Below are 17,151 nucleotides of genomic sequence, written 5' to 3' on the forward strand. Positions count from 1 at the left end.
TTAAATAAGGAAGAGTGCACATGAGCGGACTGTTGTTGAATGCGAAAGATGGCCTTAATCAGGGAGAGAGACGGATTGCTGCACTGTTTCCTGAAAGTTTCCGGATTGAAGACAAGAGCAGTGTTGAGCTTTTGAAGTACATGTTCGACTTAGCTGCTGAGTTGAACTATTACAATTTTGAGAATGAAATAGAAGGCGATTGGCGCAGCTTCTTTCTAGCCAACCCTAACCTGCTGATTACATTGACCTCTCATCTGGATTTTTCCGAAAACCTGACCCGTTTTGAACACATTGAAACGCAGTTGCAACTATCGGTAAGTGATGATGAACTTTTTGTACACATACAAAGCCTGTTTGATTTTCTGGCCGAAGCAGTTAACAGTCTTAAGCAGTTAAGCCGCCAGTTTGCCACTATTCCGGTTACCGATCATATTGTCAGACGGTTTGTTATTCAGATAGCCGGTTTTGAAGATATATTCAGCCGTTACCAATCGGCTCATAAACAGTTCAAAACAGAATTTGAAGGACGACTGGCCGATATTCCGATGATTGATCAGTTGCCTGACCCGCCAAGCTTTGAATATGTTCTATTTGATAAAGACAACCTTTCAGTACGTGAAAAAATAGTTGCAGCACTCACTTATCTGAAAAAGCTGTTCAATGAAATGCGGATACGGTATAATACCTTTTTGGGTGAGCTGAATTTTTACCTGAAAAGCTATGACCTGTTTGCAGACAGGCAACAACCGCATCTGGCCATCATACTAACCTTTATCAAGCTTCATAAACATTTACAAGAAGAGGTAAATGCCCTGCCTAAAAAACATCTGGATTTATATTACAGAGATATTTTAGGTTTCAAAGAGCGGGCGGCCGAACCTGATAGTGTTCATATCTTTTTTGAGCTGGATCGTTTACGTCACTCCGTTAAGCTGAATGCCGGTCAGGAACTTTTAGCTGGTAGCTTTGAAAATAAGCCCATTCTGTTCACGCTTGATCGTTCGCTCACCGTAACTCCTGCTAAAGTAGAGCGCCTGCGATCGCTGTACGTAGCCCGGCAAAGATTATCTCCTTTAGCCGAAACGGACGAAACAACCATATACCAGGCTGAGCGCGGACTGGTTAATCCGGATGACATTGGCAAAAACGATTACAGCTTTACTTCCTGGTACGCTATGGGCGAAGATCAAAACCGGATGGGCATAACAGAAAGATCCATGACGCAAGCTCAGCTTTCAACCCTGATTGCCTCTCCGGTTTTATATCTGCCTGAAGGTGAAAGGAAGATTACTTTATGTATTTACCTGAGTAACACTTCTGCCCGGGTAATTGATGATTATATTCAGCATTTTCAGCAACTGAATCCTTATACTAATCTTAATCAGATTGTTTATAACCTGTTCAACAATGCTTTCTTATTAAGCTACACTGCCGAAACGGGTTGGGTAAGCTTTAAAAAGTTCGCTGTCATCTACAAAAAAGCAGCCGCTGATACCTTTCTGGAACTGACCACAGAGATGGGGAATCAGGAGCCTGCCATTACGCTGTATTCACCCGAAGTGCATGGTTACATTAAAGGCATTGACAAACCTGCTGTTCGCATTGCTATCAACAACGATTCGGGGGTAAATCCTTATTCATTCCTGCGCCATGCTTCTGTTCAGAGAGTGTCCATTAAGGTGCAGGTGAACGGATTTAGCTCCCTTAAGCTATTTAATAACTTAGGCGCGCTAAGTGCTGTAGCGGCTTTTCAGCCATTTGGCCCCAGCCCGCTGCCGGGTTCGGCGCTGATGATTAAAAATACCAATGTTTTCAATAAATATACCACTGCAGTAGCTGTCAATTTGGATTGGATAGGTCTGCCGGATTTGTCGGGCGGTTTCGCTGCTTATTATGATGCTTACCCGTTAAACATCAAAAATGAGTCGTTTAAAGTAAAGTTCAGCTCCGTTAACGGAGGGAAAAGCAGTCCGGATGACAGCGAACGGCAAGAACTCAATCTTTACCAAATTAACCATGACACAGAAGGACAGGAAATATTGCAGAAAGTTACCATGCTGAACAATATACTTTTTCAGCCACTGGAATATGCTAATAATCCGCTTATGGATGCCGAGAATAGTCAAGAAAATGCGGCCTTGACCAAAGACGGTACTTTAAAACTGGAACTATCCTCGCCTGCCGAAGGCTTTGGCGGCAGAGTTTACCCGCAACTGGTTTCCGAAACAGTAATGCATAACAGCCGCAGGCTGACTGCCAAACGGGCACTCCCGAACCCACCATACATTCCGACGATAAAGAGCATACAGGTTAGCTATGTTTTAGAAATCACCGAGTCGTTGAGTGATGCTTTAAATTATCATTCAGATGCAAGCAGTATGCAAATGGTGCATATTCATCCGTTTGGGTTTGAAAATACTTATCCTGCCAACAAAGGAGGCGAACATAACCTGTTTACGCCTGTAGAGGACAACCGGAACTTATATATAGGCCTGAGTAGCGTAACCGCCGGGCAGGAGTTGTCTTTAGTATTTTATCTGGAAGAAAACATTACGGTTGACAGCATCAGTGATGACACAGTAATTCACTGGAGCTATTTAGATCAGAACCGATGGATTCCGTTCAGTGCTGCCCGTACCTTGGAGGATTCTACCAGCCATTTAATCAGTACCGGCATTATCCGCCTGAGACTGCCTAATGAGCTTTGCCTCGAAAATACCATATTGGAACCGGGGCTGTTTTGGATCAGAGCTTCAACTACGGATAACAGAGACGTACATGCTAAAATTATTGCTGTTTATACCAATGCAGTGACAGCTACTCGTCAACTAACACCTGAGCAAAAAAACCGGGACACGGTACTGCCTGCAAAAACGATAACGGATTTCAAGAGCAGGGTTTTAGGCATCAAGAAGGTTTGGCAGCCTTTCAGCTCATCCAACGGCGTTGCGGCTGAATCTGTAGACGACTTTTATGTACGGATAAGTGAGTTGCTGAACCACAAGAGCAGGCCGGTAACAGTTAATCAGATTGAAGCCTTTATTCTTCAGCATTTTCCCGGTATTGCGGTAGTAAAGTGTATAACCCGCAACGATACCTTAATTTTGCAGGATGCTTTACCTGGGGTAACGCTCAAAGTAATGGTTATACCAGCCATACACGAAGGGCAGCAACTGAATACCGATCAGCCCAGGGCAAGCATAGCGGTTTTGTTCAGGGTGCATAAATTGCTTAAAGAGGCTATGCCCTCCTTTTTTAATATTAAAGTTACGAACCCCGTGTACGAACAGGTAAAGTTCGTATTCACTGTAACCTTTGCCCCGTACAAAAACTTCAGCGAGCAGGCGCTACTAAGCCAGCTCATAGACGATATCAAAGCGTTCATTTGCCCCTGGCTGAACGGTAATGAAACCCAAACCAAAGTAGTAACAAAAATTTTTACTGCCCATGTACTGGGTTATATTAGGGACCTTTCTTACATATTACAAGCCAGCCAGTTTTCAATGGTTCATTTTTTTAAGACCAGTAACCCGCTTACCGGCGAAGAACATCATGGGTTACATGATCTGGCTCTAACCGGTGCTGCCTATGTAGAGGCTTCAGTACCTGAGGCTATACTGATACCGGCAGACCAGCATTTGATCACCATTGTGGAAGATACCAGTTACCAAACACCCAGGCACGTGGGCATCGGCGATTTATCTATTGGAACAGAGTTTCTGGTATTGGATGAAAGTGAAGAATTGAAAAGCCCTACGCCGATTGCAGCTTCACAACCGAAGAATGAGGTGTTTAACTGGACGATCACAAATCTTTAAATCGATGTCATCATGAGTGAAAATTTTACCGATCAAATTCAGAATAGAGAGCAGTTAAAAAAATACTTCAGGAACGGCCAGATACCATCAGAGGTGCATTATCATGAACTGATCAACTCCATGGTACATAAAACCGACGACGGGTTTTCAAAAGATCAGGAAAATGGATTGAACGTATACAATTACAAGGCCCAAAAAAGCCTGCTTTCTTTCTATGCTGATGTCAATGATATCCATCCTTACTATCAAATTACAAAGGATGAGGATGAGCCTTCGTGTTTGAAGTTACGGCCATTCAGCAAGGCTGAAAACAGCCACAACAGCTTCTTTTTTAATGTAGACGGAAGTTTGGGTGTGGGCAAAAAACCGGAGAGTAATTCAAAAATAGATATTGATGGTTTTGCAGCTATGCAGGGGCGCATAGGTACTTACAAAAAAGGCGCTGTCCGGGCTGATGGTAAATGGCATGCTATTATCGAGGGCTTGGATAATTGCCATGCATTTGAAGTTATAGCACGCGCCGGAAAAAAAGGTACCGGCCGTTTCAGTATGATGCATGCCATAGCCATAAGTGCTTACGGGCCATCAGGCAGTAAAATTCAGAAGCTCAGAAGCTACTTTGGCTGGTTCTGGAACAAGTTAAACCTGCGTTGGCGGGGCACAACGCATAACTTCAGGTTAGAGATACGCACCAACATCAATTATGGCCGGGATGCTTACGTGAACTATAACGTCACCCAGTTATGGAACGATGAGCTGTTCTTGGATAAGAATGATATTTATGACCCCAATAGAGAAGCATAGCAGAAATTTATGCCCGCGATCAAACCAGTAACTATTGCGCGTAAAAGTGACGTAAAGGCAGGCGATGTGCATGATTTTGCTGCATTGCGCCAGCAGGCTATTGACTTGCTACAGCAGATGGCCGGCAGCAACTGGACAGATTACAACCTGCATGATCCCGGCGTTACGATTATTGAGCAACTTTGCTTTGCTATTACAGATTTAGCTTACCGTACTAATTTTCCGATCCAGGATTTACTGGCTGACGCAAAAGGACAAATTGACTATAAAAAAAATTCATTTTATACGCCTGACGAAATCCTGTTCTCCAGGCCTGTTACTGCAAATGATTTCAGAAAGATTTTGATTGACCGTATTAGTGAAATTGACAACGTCTGGTTAACTCCGCTGTACTCTCGCTATGCTGGCGACAGTGTAAAAGGCGTTTATCAGGCCACTGTACAGGTAAGTCGCGATACGGTAAAAAAATGGAAGGGTGATGTCAGCGAGGAGCAACGGGTTAAACAGCTTGTACGCGCTGTTTTTGTATCCGAACGAAACTTATGTGAAGATCTTTCACAAGAAGTAAAAATACTGAAGCCCGTAAGCATTAAAGTTAAGGCTGACATTGTCATAACGGAGCAGTATCAGCCCGAATTATTACTAGCACATATTTACTCCGGTATAGAAAATCTGCTTAGTGCTAAAGTAAAATATTATACAGAAGCCGAGTTGTTAGATCTGGGCTATTCGTACGAAGAAATTCATAGCGGGCCCAGGTTGCACCACGGCTTGATTCCGGATCGTGAACTCAGGCCGAGAAAAAACGAGATTGACCCTATAGAACTTACTCAACTGCTTTCAAGAATTGAGGGCGTTGTTCAGGTAAAGGAAGTTGCCTTATCTGCCGATGGCACCCAGTATACCAGTAAGCCTCTTAAACTTGAAAAGGATTGTTTCCCGTTTTTAGATGAAGGCAGCGGCGCTTTGCTGAAATTGTTCACCAATAAATACCAAGTTCATATTAAACAGGCTGTATTTCAAAATTTATTGGTAAAACTACATGCCTCACAAGACCGGACCTTTGTATCTTCATTCTATAATGCCCATAACGAACGCGTAATCGGTAGGCACCAAAGTACGAGTCAGTATTATTCTATACAGCACAACTTTCCGCATATTTATGGAATTGGTCGTGAGGGCTTGCCAATAAAAGAACGTACGGCTGCCCGGATAGGGCAGGTAAAGCAACTGAAAGCATACCTCGTATTGTTTGAACAACTCTTGTCAAATTATTTGTATAATCTTTCACACATTGAAGATTATTTCTGTTGCAGCCTGCCCCGCCGCGATGATACTTCCAGCTATTACCAGCCCCCATATGATATTCCTGAGTTAGGAGATATACTTAAATCTTTTTATGATGGCACTGGTCATAAAGCCGATCAGGATTGGGAGAACTTTGTCAACGACAAGGAGAATGGTTATCAAAGAAGCTTGGGTAAAATAGCTGATAATAATACCCAATATCAGAGAAAAAAACATAAGCAGTTCGATCATCTGTTGGCCCGGTTCAATACTGTATTGATTGATTACCCTGTCAAGTTATACAGAGAGGTATATAATGCGGAACACCTGGAAGACCGCTTTTCTGACACACTCAAGTGGAAAAGGTTTTATCTGAACAACATCGCTAACATTCAACGCGGCGAAACCAAGGGCTTCAACTATTTAAAAGAAGTAAACGATAGTACCGTTTTTGATTTTGAAAAGAAGATCAAGCTTTTGCTGTGCATTAAAGGTTTTTATTATGAACGAAAACTCTCAGATGCTTTTAATAATGGAAAGTTAGCTTTTGAACCCTCTCAAACGATGGTGGAAGTCACCCATCCGCCAGCAGAAGAAGCTATCTGGATTGAAGATGTTCCACAGATTGTGATGCCGCGTAAAGAAGCTCAGCAACTGCATCAAAATCAATTGAACCATAGTCCTGAACTAAGTGAAAATCAGATTTTCTTTGCCGCAAGAGGAATGACGCTGTTTTCGGAAGCTATTGTCTATAAAAACTACCGTATCATTCCTGATTTTGACCAGCCAGATCGGGGTGTATTGTTGTTATTCAAGTACCCGCAGGATAACAAATGGGATGTTATCAGCAGGTACCAGAATGATGCAAACGCCATGGCAGCTTTAAGAAAGTTGGTGGCCCATTTCAGGAATATCAGTATGGATTCTGAGGGGCTATACGTGGTCGATCATGTTCTGTTACGACCTTCGCTGACTTCCAAGGCATATACATTCAGATTGCTGGCTCTGGATAAAGTCGTTCATACTCATCCTGATTGTAACGATTTTTGGGGGCGCGAAACTGATATTGACACCGCGCTGAAGCATTACAATCACTTAACCGGGCTGCGCGTAGAACTGCTGGTTAAACTGAAAAACATGGAAATCATTGCCGAAAGCTTTTTTGATTTTCAGCTAACTGTTTTACTTCCATTATGGCCGGCCCGATTTCAGGATGACAATTTTAAATCGTTTGTGAAAGAGTTGATTTTGCTGAATGTACCTGCCAATATTAAAGTGAACATATGCTGGCTGTCTTTACAGCAGATGCGAAAATTTGAGAACCATTTCTTTGAGTGGAAAGCATCCTACCAGCAAAATAATGATAAACGGTATGACCTGGCCGAACATTTGATCAGCCTGGTGCAGGCAGAAATATAATTGTATGTCTTATTACTCCATCGGCCGGCAAATGTTTGATGTAAATTTTAGCCAGCAAAGTCAAGCGCACCAGTTACAGGATAAGTTGAGCAAAGTATTCAATCAACAGCTAACCCATGCTATAACCTCATTGTTTGACCGGCTCATTGCCGAAGACATCATACTGCAGATAGACCAGTTAGTGATTGATGCCGGTCGTGTAGATTATAATGATATTGAAAAAGACTTAACCAGTAATATTATAGCCGCTTTAGAACGCGAGCTAACCATTTTTCTGAATGATCAGCAAAATACACCGCTACGCCTTCTGCCCAGCCGCAACAACCGGGTTACGGGAAATTACATCAGCGTTATTGAATACTTTCTGCTGTACGGAACGTTACCGTGGTGGAGCAGAGGATTAAAAATACAACCTGTTGAAGATATATTAATTTACCTCTATCAAGCCAAAGCCGCTGACCTTAAAGCACTGTTGTTACAGATAGGCAGATACGATACGGTTCAGAAGCGAATGGCTATGCAACTGCCCGTTGAGCACATTAAAGAATTAATTAAGCTATTGGAACCGGGTGATGCTGAGTTTATTTTTCGTTACCATCATCAGATCACACTTACGCAGCAAAAACAAAGTATTATACATGACCACGGCGGGCACTTTGAAAAGATAGTATGGCGATTTATCCTTAATACATTGCTTCCTTCTGTTTCAGGTTACTTTAACCGGAAAATGTTTGTCAAGGCTAACATTGCCCAGTTAGCTGCTTATTACAATGTCTCTTATCAGGAATTATTGAATGTTCTGTACAACGCTAGTAAAGTAAAATACATAGTTGTAGGGCAACTTGAACTTCTTAGCCTGGTTGATAACTTATGGGAGGAAGATTGTAATGAGAAAAATGAGTTATCTTTATTGGCAGCTGCGAAAAGCCTGACCGGTCGGACAACGGAGCTATACGATCATCTTCAGGCTATACATTATTATTTAAAAAATGGCTCGCTGCCAGGTACCTGGAAAGCTTATGACAAACCTGCATTGAACAAACACCTGATGGAAGCAATTAATCAAGCTCCCCGTTCAGTGAGTGCCATGCTTGATCGTTGGGAATATGATAGCATGACGGCTGAAAATGCGATTTCCTTATTAAATACTCCTGGTATTATCAGCCTAATTACGCTTAAAGAACCTTCACATGCCGAATTTTTGATTCATTATCAAGACATGGTTGTTCAGGCACATCATAAGCAGCAATTAGTCAGCGTACCGCAGCAGCAGTACGCCGATTTGGTCTGGACTCTAATTCTCAATTATGTATTTGACAGGCGTGGTTCGGAGTTCAACCGGAAAAGTTTTCTTGAAAGCAACTTGCATGGAATAGCTAGACATTATAATATCAAATTTCAGGACCTGATTTCAAGTCTTAAAGAAATGGCAAAGGGTACGGTATATACACCATTTATGGATACCTTTTTTTCCGTACTGACTCAGCTTTCTTTAACCGACTCACGCCTATCCCAGCCGAAATCAAGCATAGAAAGCAATGAACCTATCCGAAACACTAACCAGGAAACGGCATCTGCACAGCAATTAAGGGATGTGCTAATCTACTGGCTTAATTATCAAAAGCTGCCCTGGTGGTACCGTCATCAGCATAAGCAGGTGCAGGCAATCTTTGCCGATCTGCTTCATAAAGGCAACCGGCAGTATCTGATTCATCTGTTAAAATTTGCAGGTAGTTCGGCTACAGCAATCCACTTGCTTATTGAGGAAATTGCCTATGAGAATTTGTTAAAAGCCATCAATTATTTGCCGGATGGTAACTCTGCAGTCACCCATTCTAACGACCTTTTCTCAATTTTAAGCACAACGCTAATCCGGAATGATGCACAGCATAGTACGCTTAAAAAAATTCTGCTGCATGGATTATTGGCTGCCTATAATGGTGCCGGGTACCAAAGCTTTGCTACAACAACATTCTTAGACTACATTTTAACACAGGTAACTAACTGGTTTACGATTAAAAAAAGCTTCATCCATGCTGCTATAAGTAATTCTATTTCCAAGAACATTGTGTATGAATATTGGAAACCATCCGTTACCACATTAGCTAAAGAAGCGGAGAACTACCATTTTACAGGTGTCGATTTGCCTGTGAGAATACGGGAGTGGATTACGGCTGTTTTAGGCACCTATCAAACGGTTTTAGCCTCCACGGCAAGGCAGTCGTGGTTTGAACAAGAACTCCTGCATGCCATTAGTGTATACCTGACTTATGACGAACTGCCATTATCCTTAATAATTAACGGGATAAGTACCGATGAAGCTATAAGATATATCATAACTTTATTATGGCCTGATTACCGGATGCAGATATACAATTTGTTGAGGCAAGCGTATCATTTAACAGCTCAAGAATATGTTCATCGTCTAATCATCAGTGCTGCCGGAAACATTAATGCAAATACGCAATCGCCGGATAATGCGCGCGCACCGGCTACGGCTGGTTACTTAAACCAAACCACGAATGGTTTAGGTGGTAATAACGATTGGGTTAAAAAGCTATCTGCTAAGCTGCCTGATACAGCCATTAACTGGCTTAATGGGGCTACGGCTGAACATAACATCAGCAAAGCAAGCGCTAACCAAACCTACCAGGAACAGTTGCTGCGTGCTTTAATTTATTTCTTGAATTACGGTAAGCTGCCGCCAGGGCTGAGCCTAAATCAGCAGCAGACAGATGCATTCTTGCAATACATTGTTACTGCGCTGCTGTCAACATACAGGATACAAATACAGTCATCATTTGAAAAATCTGCCAACATACAAGCGAAAATGCGCTTGCACAATATTTTCGCTTTGGCTAAAGGCCGTGATAATGAACAAGTGAAGGCGTTTCTGGAAACCTATTTAGGCCATGATTTATTAATGTACTTAAAGCACGTTGCTCCTGCTTACAACAGCGATATGCGCGAAGATTTTCTTCAATGGCTTCAGTTGTTGCCCGAAGGTCATCCTGCAATAAAAGCATTATGGCCAGAAATTCTACATCAGCCCAGTATGCTAAACTTTATAAGGGTACATTATTCTGACGAGCAAGTGTACCGCTTATTAGTAGCGGTTCACCAGCTAAGTACTGGCATGGTCGACTTTTTAAAAGATATCCAGCGTATTTTATCAGCCTTGACCAATCAGTCTGATCAAAACTTGCTTTCCAGCAGCTTGCGCGGGTTCAATTTAAAGTACTTATTAAGCAAGGGTAATCACATAAGTTATGAAGAGTATATACAGTACTTGTTCAAATATTTTGACGATTACCTATACATGCTGTCTGCCGAACAGATGAAGTCGGCCATCCACAATGAACTAAATAATATGGTAGTAACAGCAAATTGTAAACAGGTATTACCACTACTCCAAAATCAGCTGCAAAAAGAACTGGTACAAATACAAAGCAAAGCTGACGTAGTAGCAGAATTGAATAAACTGCAAGAGTTACCCCCGATAATAAATAGAGAAGATATGACTAATGAATTAAATCAAACCACAGCGAGCAGTTCATCAAAAGAGGAATTGCCTGCTTTCAGCTTACCGGATAACCAAAGCTTTGCTATCACGAATGCGGGATTGGTTATTCTTCATCCCTTTTTAAGCGTTTTCTTTAGCCGTTTAGGAATGACAACTAATGGGGCATTTATCGACCACACGCAGCAACAACGCGCAGTACACCTGCTGCAATACCTGGTAGATGGTACTACAGATAAGCCAGAGGAAGATTTACTGCTTAATAAAGTAATGGCTGGCTTGCCGCCCGAAGAAACCATACCTGCCCGAATTGAACTGACGGCTACGGAGATCAACACAACAACCGAATTGTTCAAAGTACTTTTTACACATTGGGATAAAATGAAAAATGCTTCTGTCGAAAATTTCAGGGCATCTTTTTTACAACGCAATGGTACCCTAATTTTTCAGGATGGAATTTGGCAGCTTTCGGTAGAGCCACGCGGGTACGATATACTGTTACAAACGCTGCCCTGGGGCCTCAATATGGTAAAAGCCGCATGGATGAAGACGATGTTAACGATAGAATGGAGACAAGTTTAACTTAACTAAACCCGATCAAAGTGGATGCACTGATGGCTAATGCTAATACAGCAACTCAAGAACTGCAATGGTTTTCGACTGTGATTGCAGCCCGTGGCGCTATCTCGTTTAACAACGATAAGGCTCAGCCGCAGGTTGCCAGCATTTTGCCGCCGGATGTAAGTCAGGATGCATCACCCTATGCTGCAATTATACGGCAGTTTAACATGGGGCATGCAGAGCGCTTTGTGCTTATCCTGGCGCTGGTGCCCCACCTGCAGCCTGAATTGCTGGATATACTGCTGATGAAAAATTCGGCTACTGACCATCCGTTTACCCAGTTAGGTGGGCAGAAAGGCGCACATGGCGGTTACTTGCCTACAGGCGAAACGGCGGTGTTCCTGCTGGCCGGCAATGACCTGCAACAGCGTTACCAGTTGTTACAGTTGTTTGATGAAGAACACTTTTTTCACAAACATAACTTCCTTCAATTGCAGCCGGTTAACGCCGGAGAGCCGCGCTTAGCCGGATTACTTACTCCTTCAGCAGAATACCTGGCCTTACTGACCACCGGGAAAGCTTTTAAACCCAATTTTACCGCCAACTTCCCGGCCAAGCGGCTCACCACTGGTATGGAGTGGCAGGACCTGGTGGTATCACACCATGTTATGGCCGAGTTGGAAGAGCTCAAGACCTGGCTACAGCATGGCCCTGCCTTACTGCACGATTGGGGCTTTGCCGGCAAGGTAAAGCCTGGCTTCCGGGTATTGTTTTCCGGTCCGCCAGGTACGGGCAAAACGCTAACGGCTGCACTGCTAGGTAAATGGGCGGGTATGGACGTGTACCGTATCGACTTATCCATGGTGGTATCCAAGTTTATCGGCGAAACAGAGAAAAACCTGGCGAACGTATTTGACATGGCGGAGAACAAGAACTGGATTCTGTTTTTTGATGAAGCTGATGCCCTGTTTGGCAAGCGCACTAACGTGGGTGATGCCCACGACCGCCATGCTAACCAGGAAGTGAGCTACCTGTTGCAGCGCATTGAAGATTATAATGGTTTGATTGTACTGGCTACCAACTTTAAAAACAATGTGGACGAAGCCTTCGCCCGCCGCTTCCAAGTCATGATAGATTTTCAAAAACCGGATGAGCATCAACGGCTGCAGTTGTGGAAAAATGCCTTTACGCCACCCTGCCAGTTAGCTGTCGATGTTAGCCTGCCTAAACTGGCGGCTGAGTACCCCATTACCGGCGCTTCCATTATGAATGTACTGCGCTTTTGCAGCCTGCGGGCTTTAGGACGCGGCAACACCGAAATTATTTTGCCCGATATAAAACAGGCCATACGCAAGGAAATGCATAAAGAGGGCAAAGCTTTGTTTTAGCCGAAAGTCAGCATTAAGGTTAATGGATCATCAGTCATTGTAAATCATCAAAAGTTGTGCGGATCAAAAGCTGAAATTGCAAACAAGCTGTGATAAAATTTGCATAGGTTAAGAGCTTCCCTTTACGTAAATATTTTACAAGTATTTGTAAGACTTGCATTTGAACCCAGAACTTTACTGTTTATATTTGATTACGGGCTCACTTGAATACCTGTTTACCTTATGCAAACCACCGCCTCATTGCAAAAAGAAACCCCGAAAAATACGGCCACTACCGAAGGTAAAAATACTACTAATCCACTGCAACTAAAAGCTATGGGTGAAGAGGAAGAGGACTTGCAGATGAAGCAAAACCCATTGCATTTGCAAACCAATTTGGAAGATGAAGTAGGCATTCCGGCCCGCTTGACCATATAATTCCGAGCGCATTTGAGCAATGAGTTGTGTTGACAAATAACACTTTTAATTATTTGCATCAGCAAGTTAGCATGGTCAAAGCGTACCGGAATAACCTGACCTCTTTTCCGGAATGCGGTGGTCAATGGTTCCAGAATGTCCAGTTGATGAGCATTATACTATTAATAGCTCCCGGATAAAAGCGATGAGAGCTTCGCTATCGCTTTTGAAAAGATGAAAAAAAAGATTTAGTGAACTTCGTAAGGAAATGCCGACCGTGACGGAAATGACCTTAAGCCTGCAACTGAAACAATTAGAGGAAGACGGCATGGTTTCCAGAAAGGTGTATGGTGATAAGCCGCCCGTGAAAGTGATTTACAGTTTCACTGATCTGGGCAAATTTTTCATTCCCGTTTTAGATGCTGTACCACATGGGGTAATCAACTTTTGCAAAGCACGGCAATCACCACTGCATAAGTTTACATCGCCGGTAAGCACCGGTTTAGATGGACTTTTTAGAAGATATACTATAACCGCAGAAAAGTGACATGCTAAGTAAATATGGCGTAGGTTACCGTTCAAAAGCAGGTCAGGTTGCTGGCATCAGGTAAGCCTGAATTTTACGGCATCAGTTTCTTGCCCCAGTTATCCAGCTCTTTCAGGATATCCTCCAATGATCTTCCCAAATCGGTCAGCTCATATTCTACATGCGGTGGTACGACGGGGTGAACTGTTCGTGTCAGCAAGTGATCCCGTTCCAGCTCTCTTATGGTTTGGGTAAACATTTTATTGGAAATCTCCGGCACGGAGCGTTGCAAGGCGCCCGAGCGTTGCGGACCAGCCAGTAAATGGAACAGAATCAGCGGTTTCCACTTGTTGCCGATCATATCCATCGTCAGGTGAAGGCTACAGTAATAATTTTTCATGCCTGCATAAATCAAGTTATCTAAAAATCAGCAATTTACTCCTTTTGGTAACTATATTACTCAATAGTAAGTACTTGTAAGAGGTGCTAATATAGAATATTTTTACGCCGAACAATTAAAGCTATTACCTATGGAAACATTTAAAGCATACCCCAAAGCATTTTCCCATATCGGCATCACCGTCCCTGATATTCATGCTGCCGTTCAGTTTTACACCGAAGTAATGGGCTGGTACCTGATTATGCCACCCAGCGTAGTGACTGAGGAAACAGATTCAGCTATTGGCGTAATGTGTATCGATGTATTTGGCAAAGGCTGGGGCCATTTCGAGATAGCGCACCTTTCTACCTCAGACGGCATCGGCATCGAGATGTTTTCTTTTCCCAAAGGCACGAAAGAAGCACCTGCTTTCAGTCCTTTTAATACCGGCCTTTTTCACTTTTGTATTCAGGATCCGGATATTGAAGGTTTGGTGGAAAAGATTGTAGCACATGGCGGTAAGCAGCGCATGCCAATCCGTTCTTATTACCCCGATGAAAAGCCTTACCGGATGTGCTATGTGGAAGACCCGTTTGGTATTGTATTCGAAGTCTACAGTCATAGTTATGAACTGACCTATTCCTCCGGCGCTTATACCAAATAGCCCGATATGAAAGTATTAAAGAAACTACTTCTTATACTCGGTATGTTATACGCTGGTTTTGCCCAGGCACAAAGCGGCAGGTATGTACTGGTACTGTCCAAAGGCGAAAAGAAAATGTGGGTGCTCGATTACCAAACACTTGCCTTGATTACTAAAATCCCCGTTGGCGAAGACCCGCACGAAATTGAACTATCGACAGATCAGAAGACGGCCTACGTATCCAATGCGGTTATTGCTGGCACTGGCCATATCATCAATGTTATTGACCTGCAAAAATTGCAAACGGTAAAGGACATCGATACGCGGCCGTTCTATGTACCGCATGGCATGGCTTTTCACCAAGACACTTTATGGTTTACTGCCCAGAGCTCCAAGGCTGTGATTGCATATGACTTAAAACAGGACAAACCGGTGCAGGTGCTGGGTACCGGGCAGGATTTTACGCATCTGATCCGTTTAACGCCCGATGCCAAAACGTTTTACACCACTAATGTGGAATCTGGCACCGTGAGTATTTATGAAAAACGGCTGATCCCACCATATATGCCGCCGACCGGCGTACTGCCCGCTCATGCCAAACAAAGGTTGGAATGGCGGCAGACATTGGTCGATGTTGGGATTGGCGCTGAAGGGTTCGATGTATCGGCAGATGGTAAGGAATTGTGGACGGCAAGACCGGATGGCAAGATCGTCATTGTTGACCTGGTTGCTAAAAAAGCGAAGGCTACCATTGATACGCATGTTTCGGGCCTGCACCGCCTTGGGATTACGCCGGATGGTAAGACCGTTTGCATAGTGAGCGTAAAAACAGGCAACCTGTTATACTATAACGCAGCAACGCACCAACTGGAACAGAAAACAAACCTGGGTCAGGGCGCAGGCATTTACATGGACAAGGGTAAAAACCGGATGTTTGTTTCCTGTACGCCCAATAACTATGTATCAGTGATTGATCTGGCCAGCAGAAAAGAAATTAAGAGAATTCCTGTCGGAAGGCCTGACGGAATTAAATCTACAGAGATGAAATAACGAGAACACCTAACCTATTTTAAAAAGCATAGATCAAGCTCCTTTGCAGACCTTTTAAATCCTTTAAATTGGTCTGCACAAGAAAGCCTTATGGTTTACAAATCAACCTGTTTCTGCTAACGTCCTTTTGTAACTGCGTTGAATACCCGGCAGAAGTTTCTCCCGCCAATTTTTTCGATTTCTTTTTCTGTAAAGCCGGTTTGAAGCATCGCATCTACCACTAAATAATAAAATCCTTCCTGCTGTCCTGCCCAGGCATTGCTGGTGCGTTCACCCACCCGGCCTTTGATTTGTCCGCTTCGGGTATCGCCGTTCCGGTCTTCGGCCGTAGGAGAGACCGGCTGTTTGCCTGGTTCTCCGGCATTATCTAATCGTTTAGGACCAAATCCTCCAACCCGGTAAGCAGGTGTTAATTTGGTATCGGTACCCAAGCAAACATGATCTATACCGATAACATCTACTAAGGCTCTGATATTCCTGGCATATTCTAATGGAGAATCTGCCAGGTGCGTCCAGACACCGATAATGCCACCAGCGTCAGCAATCATTTTGGCCTGTTGTTTACCAATCAGCCTGGGCTTCATCATCTGCGCCATGTGAGGGTCGGATCCAAGTTGGGTATCTAAGCCCATATGTGAGATCATCACCGGATGAGTGGTTGCTTTTAATGCAGCTGCAGTTGTTGCTGTATTGGCATGAGCCAGGTCGATCAAAATACCCAGGCGATTACATTCTTTGATCACATCTGCACCAAAAGCCGTTAAGCCACCTAACTTTGGAGCATTTGTGTATACATCCCCCAAGGGTACAGAGGCGTCACTGTCATGGAGCAATGTCAGGTGGCGTAGGCCACGGCTATATGCTTCCTGCAACCTTTCCAGCTTGCCTTCCAGGAAATGCCCGCCTTCTACGGATTGGATAACCGTTGGCTGATGCTTATTATGTGCATTTTCCAAATCCTTCAGGTTCAAAGCCCGTCTCAAACCACTCTTTTCAAGTTGCTCATCCATTGCGGTGAGCCCGTTTTGAAAGCGCTCCCAAACTTGCCCTGGCTCAGTGAGCCGTTGATAATCCAGTGCGAATGTCATGCAAATGGCAGTTAAGCCTGAAGCTTTCATTTCACGAATCAGATCTATATCAGGGCCTGGCAGTTCAGTAGCAGTGAGGGGAACATCGATATGGTTATGCGTGTCAACACCAATGGTACGGGCTACAATGCCCGCGACCCTTGGATCGAGATTCTCCTGAATAATCCAGGAAACCAGCGGACTGCATAGGAATGCCGCCCCGGTTGAACCTATTGCGGTTAGAAAATTGCGCCTGGATTGGTTTGCTTTTGGTGGTGTTTTTTTCATGGCTG

Annotated in this window: 10 protein-coding genes and 1 pseudogene; 9 read left to right on the plus strand and 2 right to left on the minus strand. The window is 43.6% G+C overall.

Annotated features, from left to right (window positions below):
* Window positions 1-20: 20 nt before the first annotated feature.
* The 7 genes and pseudogenes from HH214_RS10185 to HH214_RS10215 all read left to right on the plus strand — a co-directional run.
* Window positions 21-3,818, plus strand: a complete 3,798-nt coding sequence (locus tag HH214_RS10185; protein WP_169607370.1) for a baseplate J/gp47 family protein — start codon at window positions 21-23, stop codon at window positions 3,816-3,818.
* 12 nt (window positions 3,819-3,830) lie between these two features.
* Window positions 3,831-4,622: a hypothetical protein gene (locus HH214_RS10190; protein WP_169607372.1), complete on the plus strand. Its 792-nt coding sequence runs from the start codon at window positions 3,831-3,833 to the stop codon at window positions 4,620-4,622.
* A gap of 9 nt (window positions 4,623-4,631) precedes the next feature.
* Entirely contained in the window at window positions 4,632-7,328 is a 2,697-nt protein-coding gene (locus HH214_RS10195; protein ID WP_169607374.1) for a hypothetical protein, read from the plus strand.
* Window positions 7,329-7,332: 4 nt separating this feature from the next.
* On the plus strand, window positions 7,333-11,430 hold the full coding sequence (locus tag HH214_RS10200) for a contractile injection system tape measure protein (RefSeq protein ID WP_169607376.1): 4,098 nt from the start codon (window positions 7,333-7,335) through the stop codon (window positions 11,428-11,430).
* A gap of 20 nt (window positions 11,431-11,450) precedes the next feature.
* The gene (locus HH214_RS10205) at window positions 11,451-12,797 is read left to right on the plus strand and encodes an ATP-binding protein (RefSeq protein ID WP_211166352.1); all 1,347 of its coding nucleotides are present in this window, start codon (window positions 11,451-11,453) and stop codon (window positions 12,795-12,797) included.
* A gap of 222 nt (window positions 12,798-13,019) precedes the next feature.
* Window positions 13,020-13,214, plus strand: a complete 195-nt coding sequence (locus tag HH214_RS10210) for a hypothetical protein (protein ID WP_169607378.1) — start codon at window positions 13,020-13,022, stop codon at window positions 13,212-13,214.
* 229 nt (window positions 13,215-13,443) lie between these two features.
* Window positions 13,444-13,740, plus strand: a pseudogene (locus tag HH214_RS10215) (winged helix-turn-helix transcriptional regulator); the annotation flags it as partial.
* A 73-nt stretch (window positions 13,741-13,813) separates the two neighbouring features.
* Here HH214_RS10215 and HH214_RS10220 read toward each other — a convergent pair.
* On the minus strand, window positions 13,814-14,119 hold the full coding sequence (locus tag HH214_RS10220; protein ID WP_169607381.1) for a winged helix-turn-helix transcriptional regulator: 306 nt from the start codon (window positions 14,117-14,119) through the stop codon (window positions 13,814-13,816).
* A 130-nt stretch (window positions 14,120-14,249) separates the two neighbouring features.
* Here HH214_RS10220 and HH214_RS10225 point away from each other — a divergent pair, with 130 nt between their 5' ends.
* A complete protein-coding gene (locus HH214_RS10225) occupies window positions 14,250-14,762 on the plus strand; it encodes a lactoylglutathione lyase family protein (protein ID WP_169607383.1) in 513 nt (170 codons plus the stop codon).
* A gap of 6 nt (window positions 14,763-14,768) precedes the next feature.
* On the plus strand, window positions 14,769-15,791 hold the full coding sequence (locus tag HH214_RS10230; protein WP_169607385.1) for a beta-propeller fold lactonase family protein: 1,023 nt from the start codon (window positions 14,769-14,771) through the stop codon (window positions 15,789-15,791).
* A 116-nt stretch (window positions 15,792-15,907) separates the two neighbouring features.
* On the opposite strand, the gene HH214_RS10235 is transcribed toward HH214_RS10230, so the two are convergent.
* Window positions 15,908-17,146, minus strand: a complete 1,239-nt coding sequence (locus tag HH214_RS10235; protein WP_169607387.1) for a dipeptidase — start codon at window positions 17,144-17,146, stop codon at window positions 15,908-15,910.
* Window positions 17,147-17,151: the final 5 nt, after the last annotated feature.

This window comes from Mucilaginibacter robiniae, assembly GCF_012849215.1.
Lineage (GTDB): Bacteria > Bacteroidota > Bacteroidia > Sphingobacteriales > Sphingobacteriaceae > Mucilaginibacter > Mucilaginibacter robiniae.

Coding starts and splice junctions, on each gene's coding strand:
- HH214_RS10210 (WP_169607378.1), top strand. CDS start 13,020: ATGCAAACCACCGCCTCATTGCAAAAAGAAACCCCGAAAAATACGGCC.
- HH214_RS10190 (WP_169607372.1), top strand. CDS start 3,831: ATGAGTGAAAATTTTACCGATCAAATTCAGAATAGAGAGCAGTTAAAA.
- HH214_RS10200 (WP_169607376.1), top strand. CDS start 7,333: ATGTCTTATTACTCCATCGGCCGGCAAATGTTTGATGTAAATTTTAGC.
- HH214_RS10230 (WP_169607385.1), top strand. CDS start 14,769: ATGAAAGTATTAAAGAAACTACTTCTTATACTCGGTATGTTATACGCT.
- HH214_RS10185 (WP_169607370.1), top strand. CDS start 21: ATGAGCGGACTGTTGTTGAATGCGAAAGATGGCCTTAATCAGGGAGAG.
- HH214_RS10220 (WP_169607381.1), bottom strand. CDS start 14,119: ATGAAAAATTATTACTGTAGCCTTCACCTGACGATGGATATGATCGGC.
- HH214_RS10235 (WP_169607387.1), bottom strand. CDS start 17,146: ATGAAAAAAACACCACCAAAAGCAAACCAATCCAGGCGCAATTTTCTA.
- HH214_RS10195 (WP_169607374.1), top strand. CDS start 4,632: ATGCCCGCGATCAAACCAGTAACTATTGCGCGTAAAAGTGACGTAAAG.
- HH214_RS10225 (WP_169607383.1), top strand. CDS start 14,250: ATGGAAACATTTAAAGCATACCCCAAAGCATTTTCCCATATCGGCATC.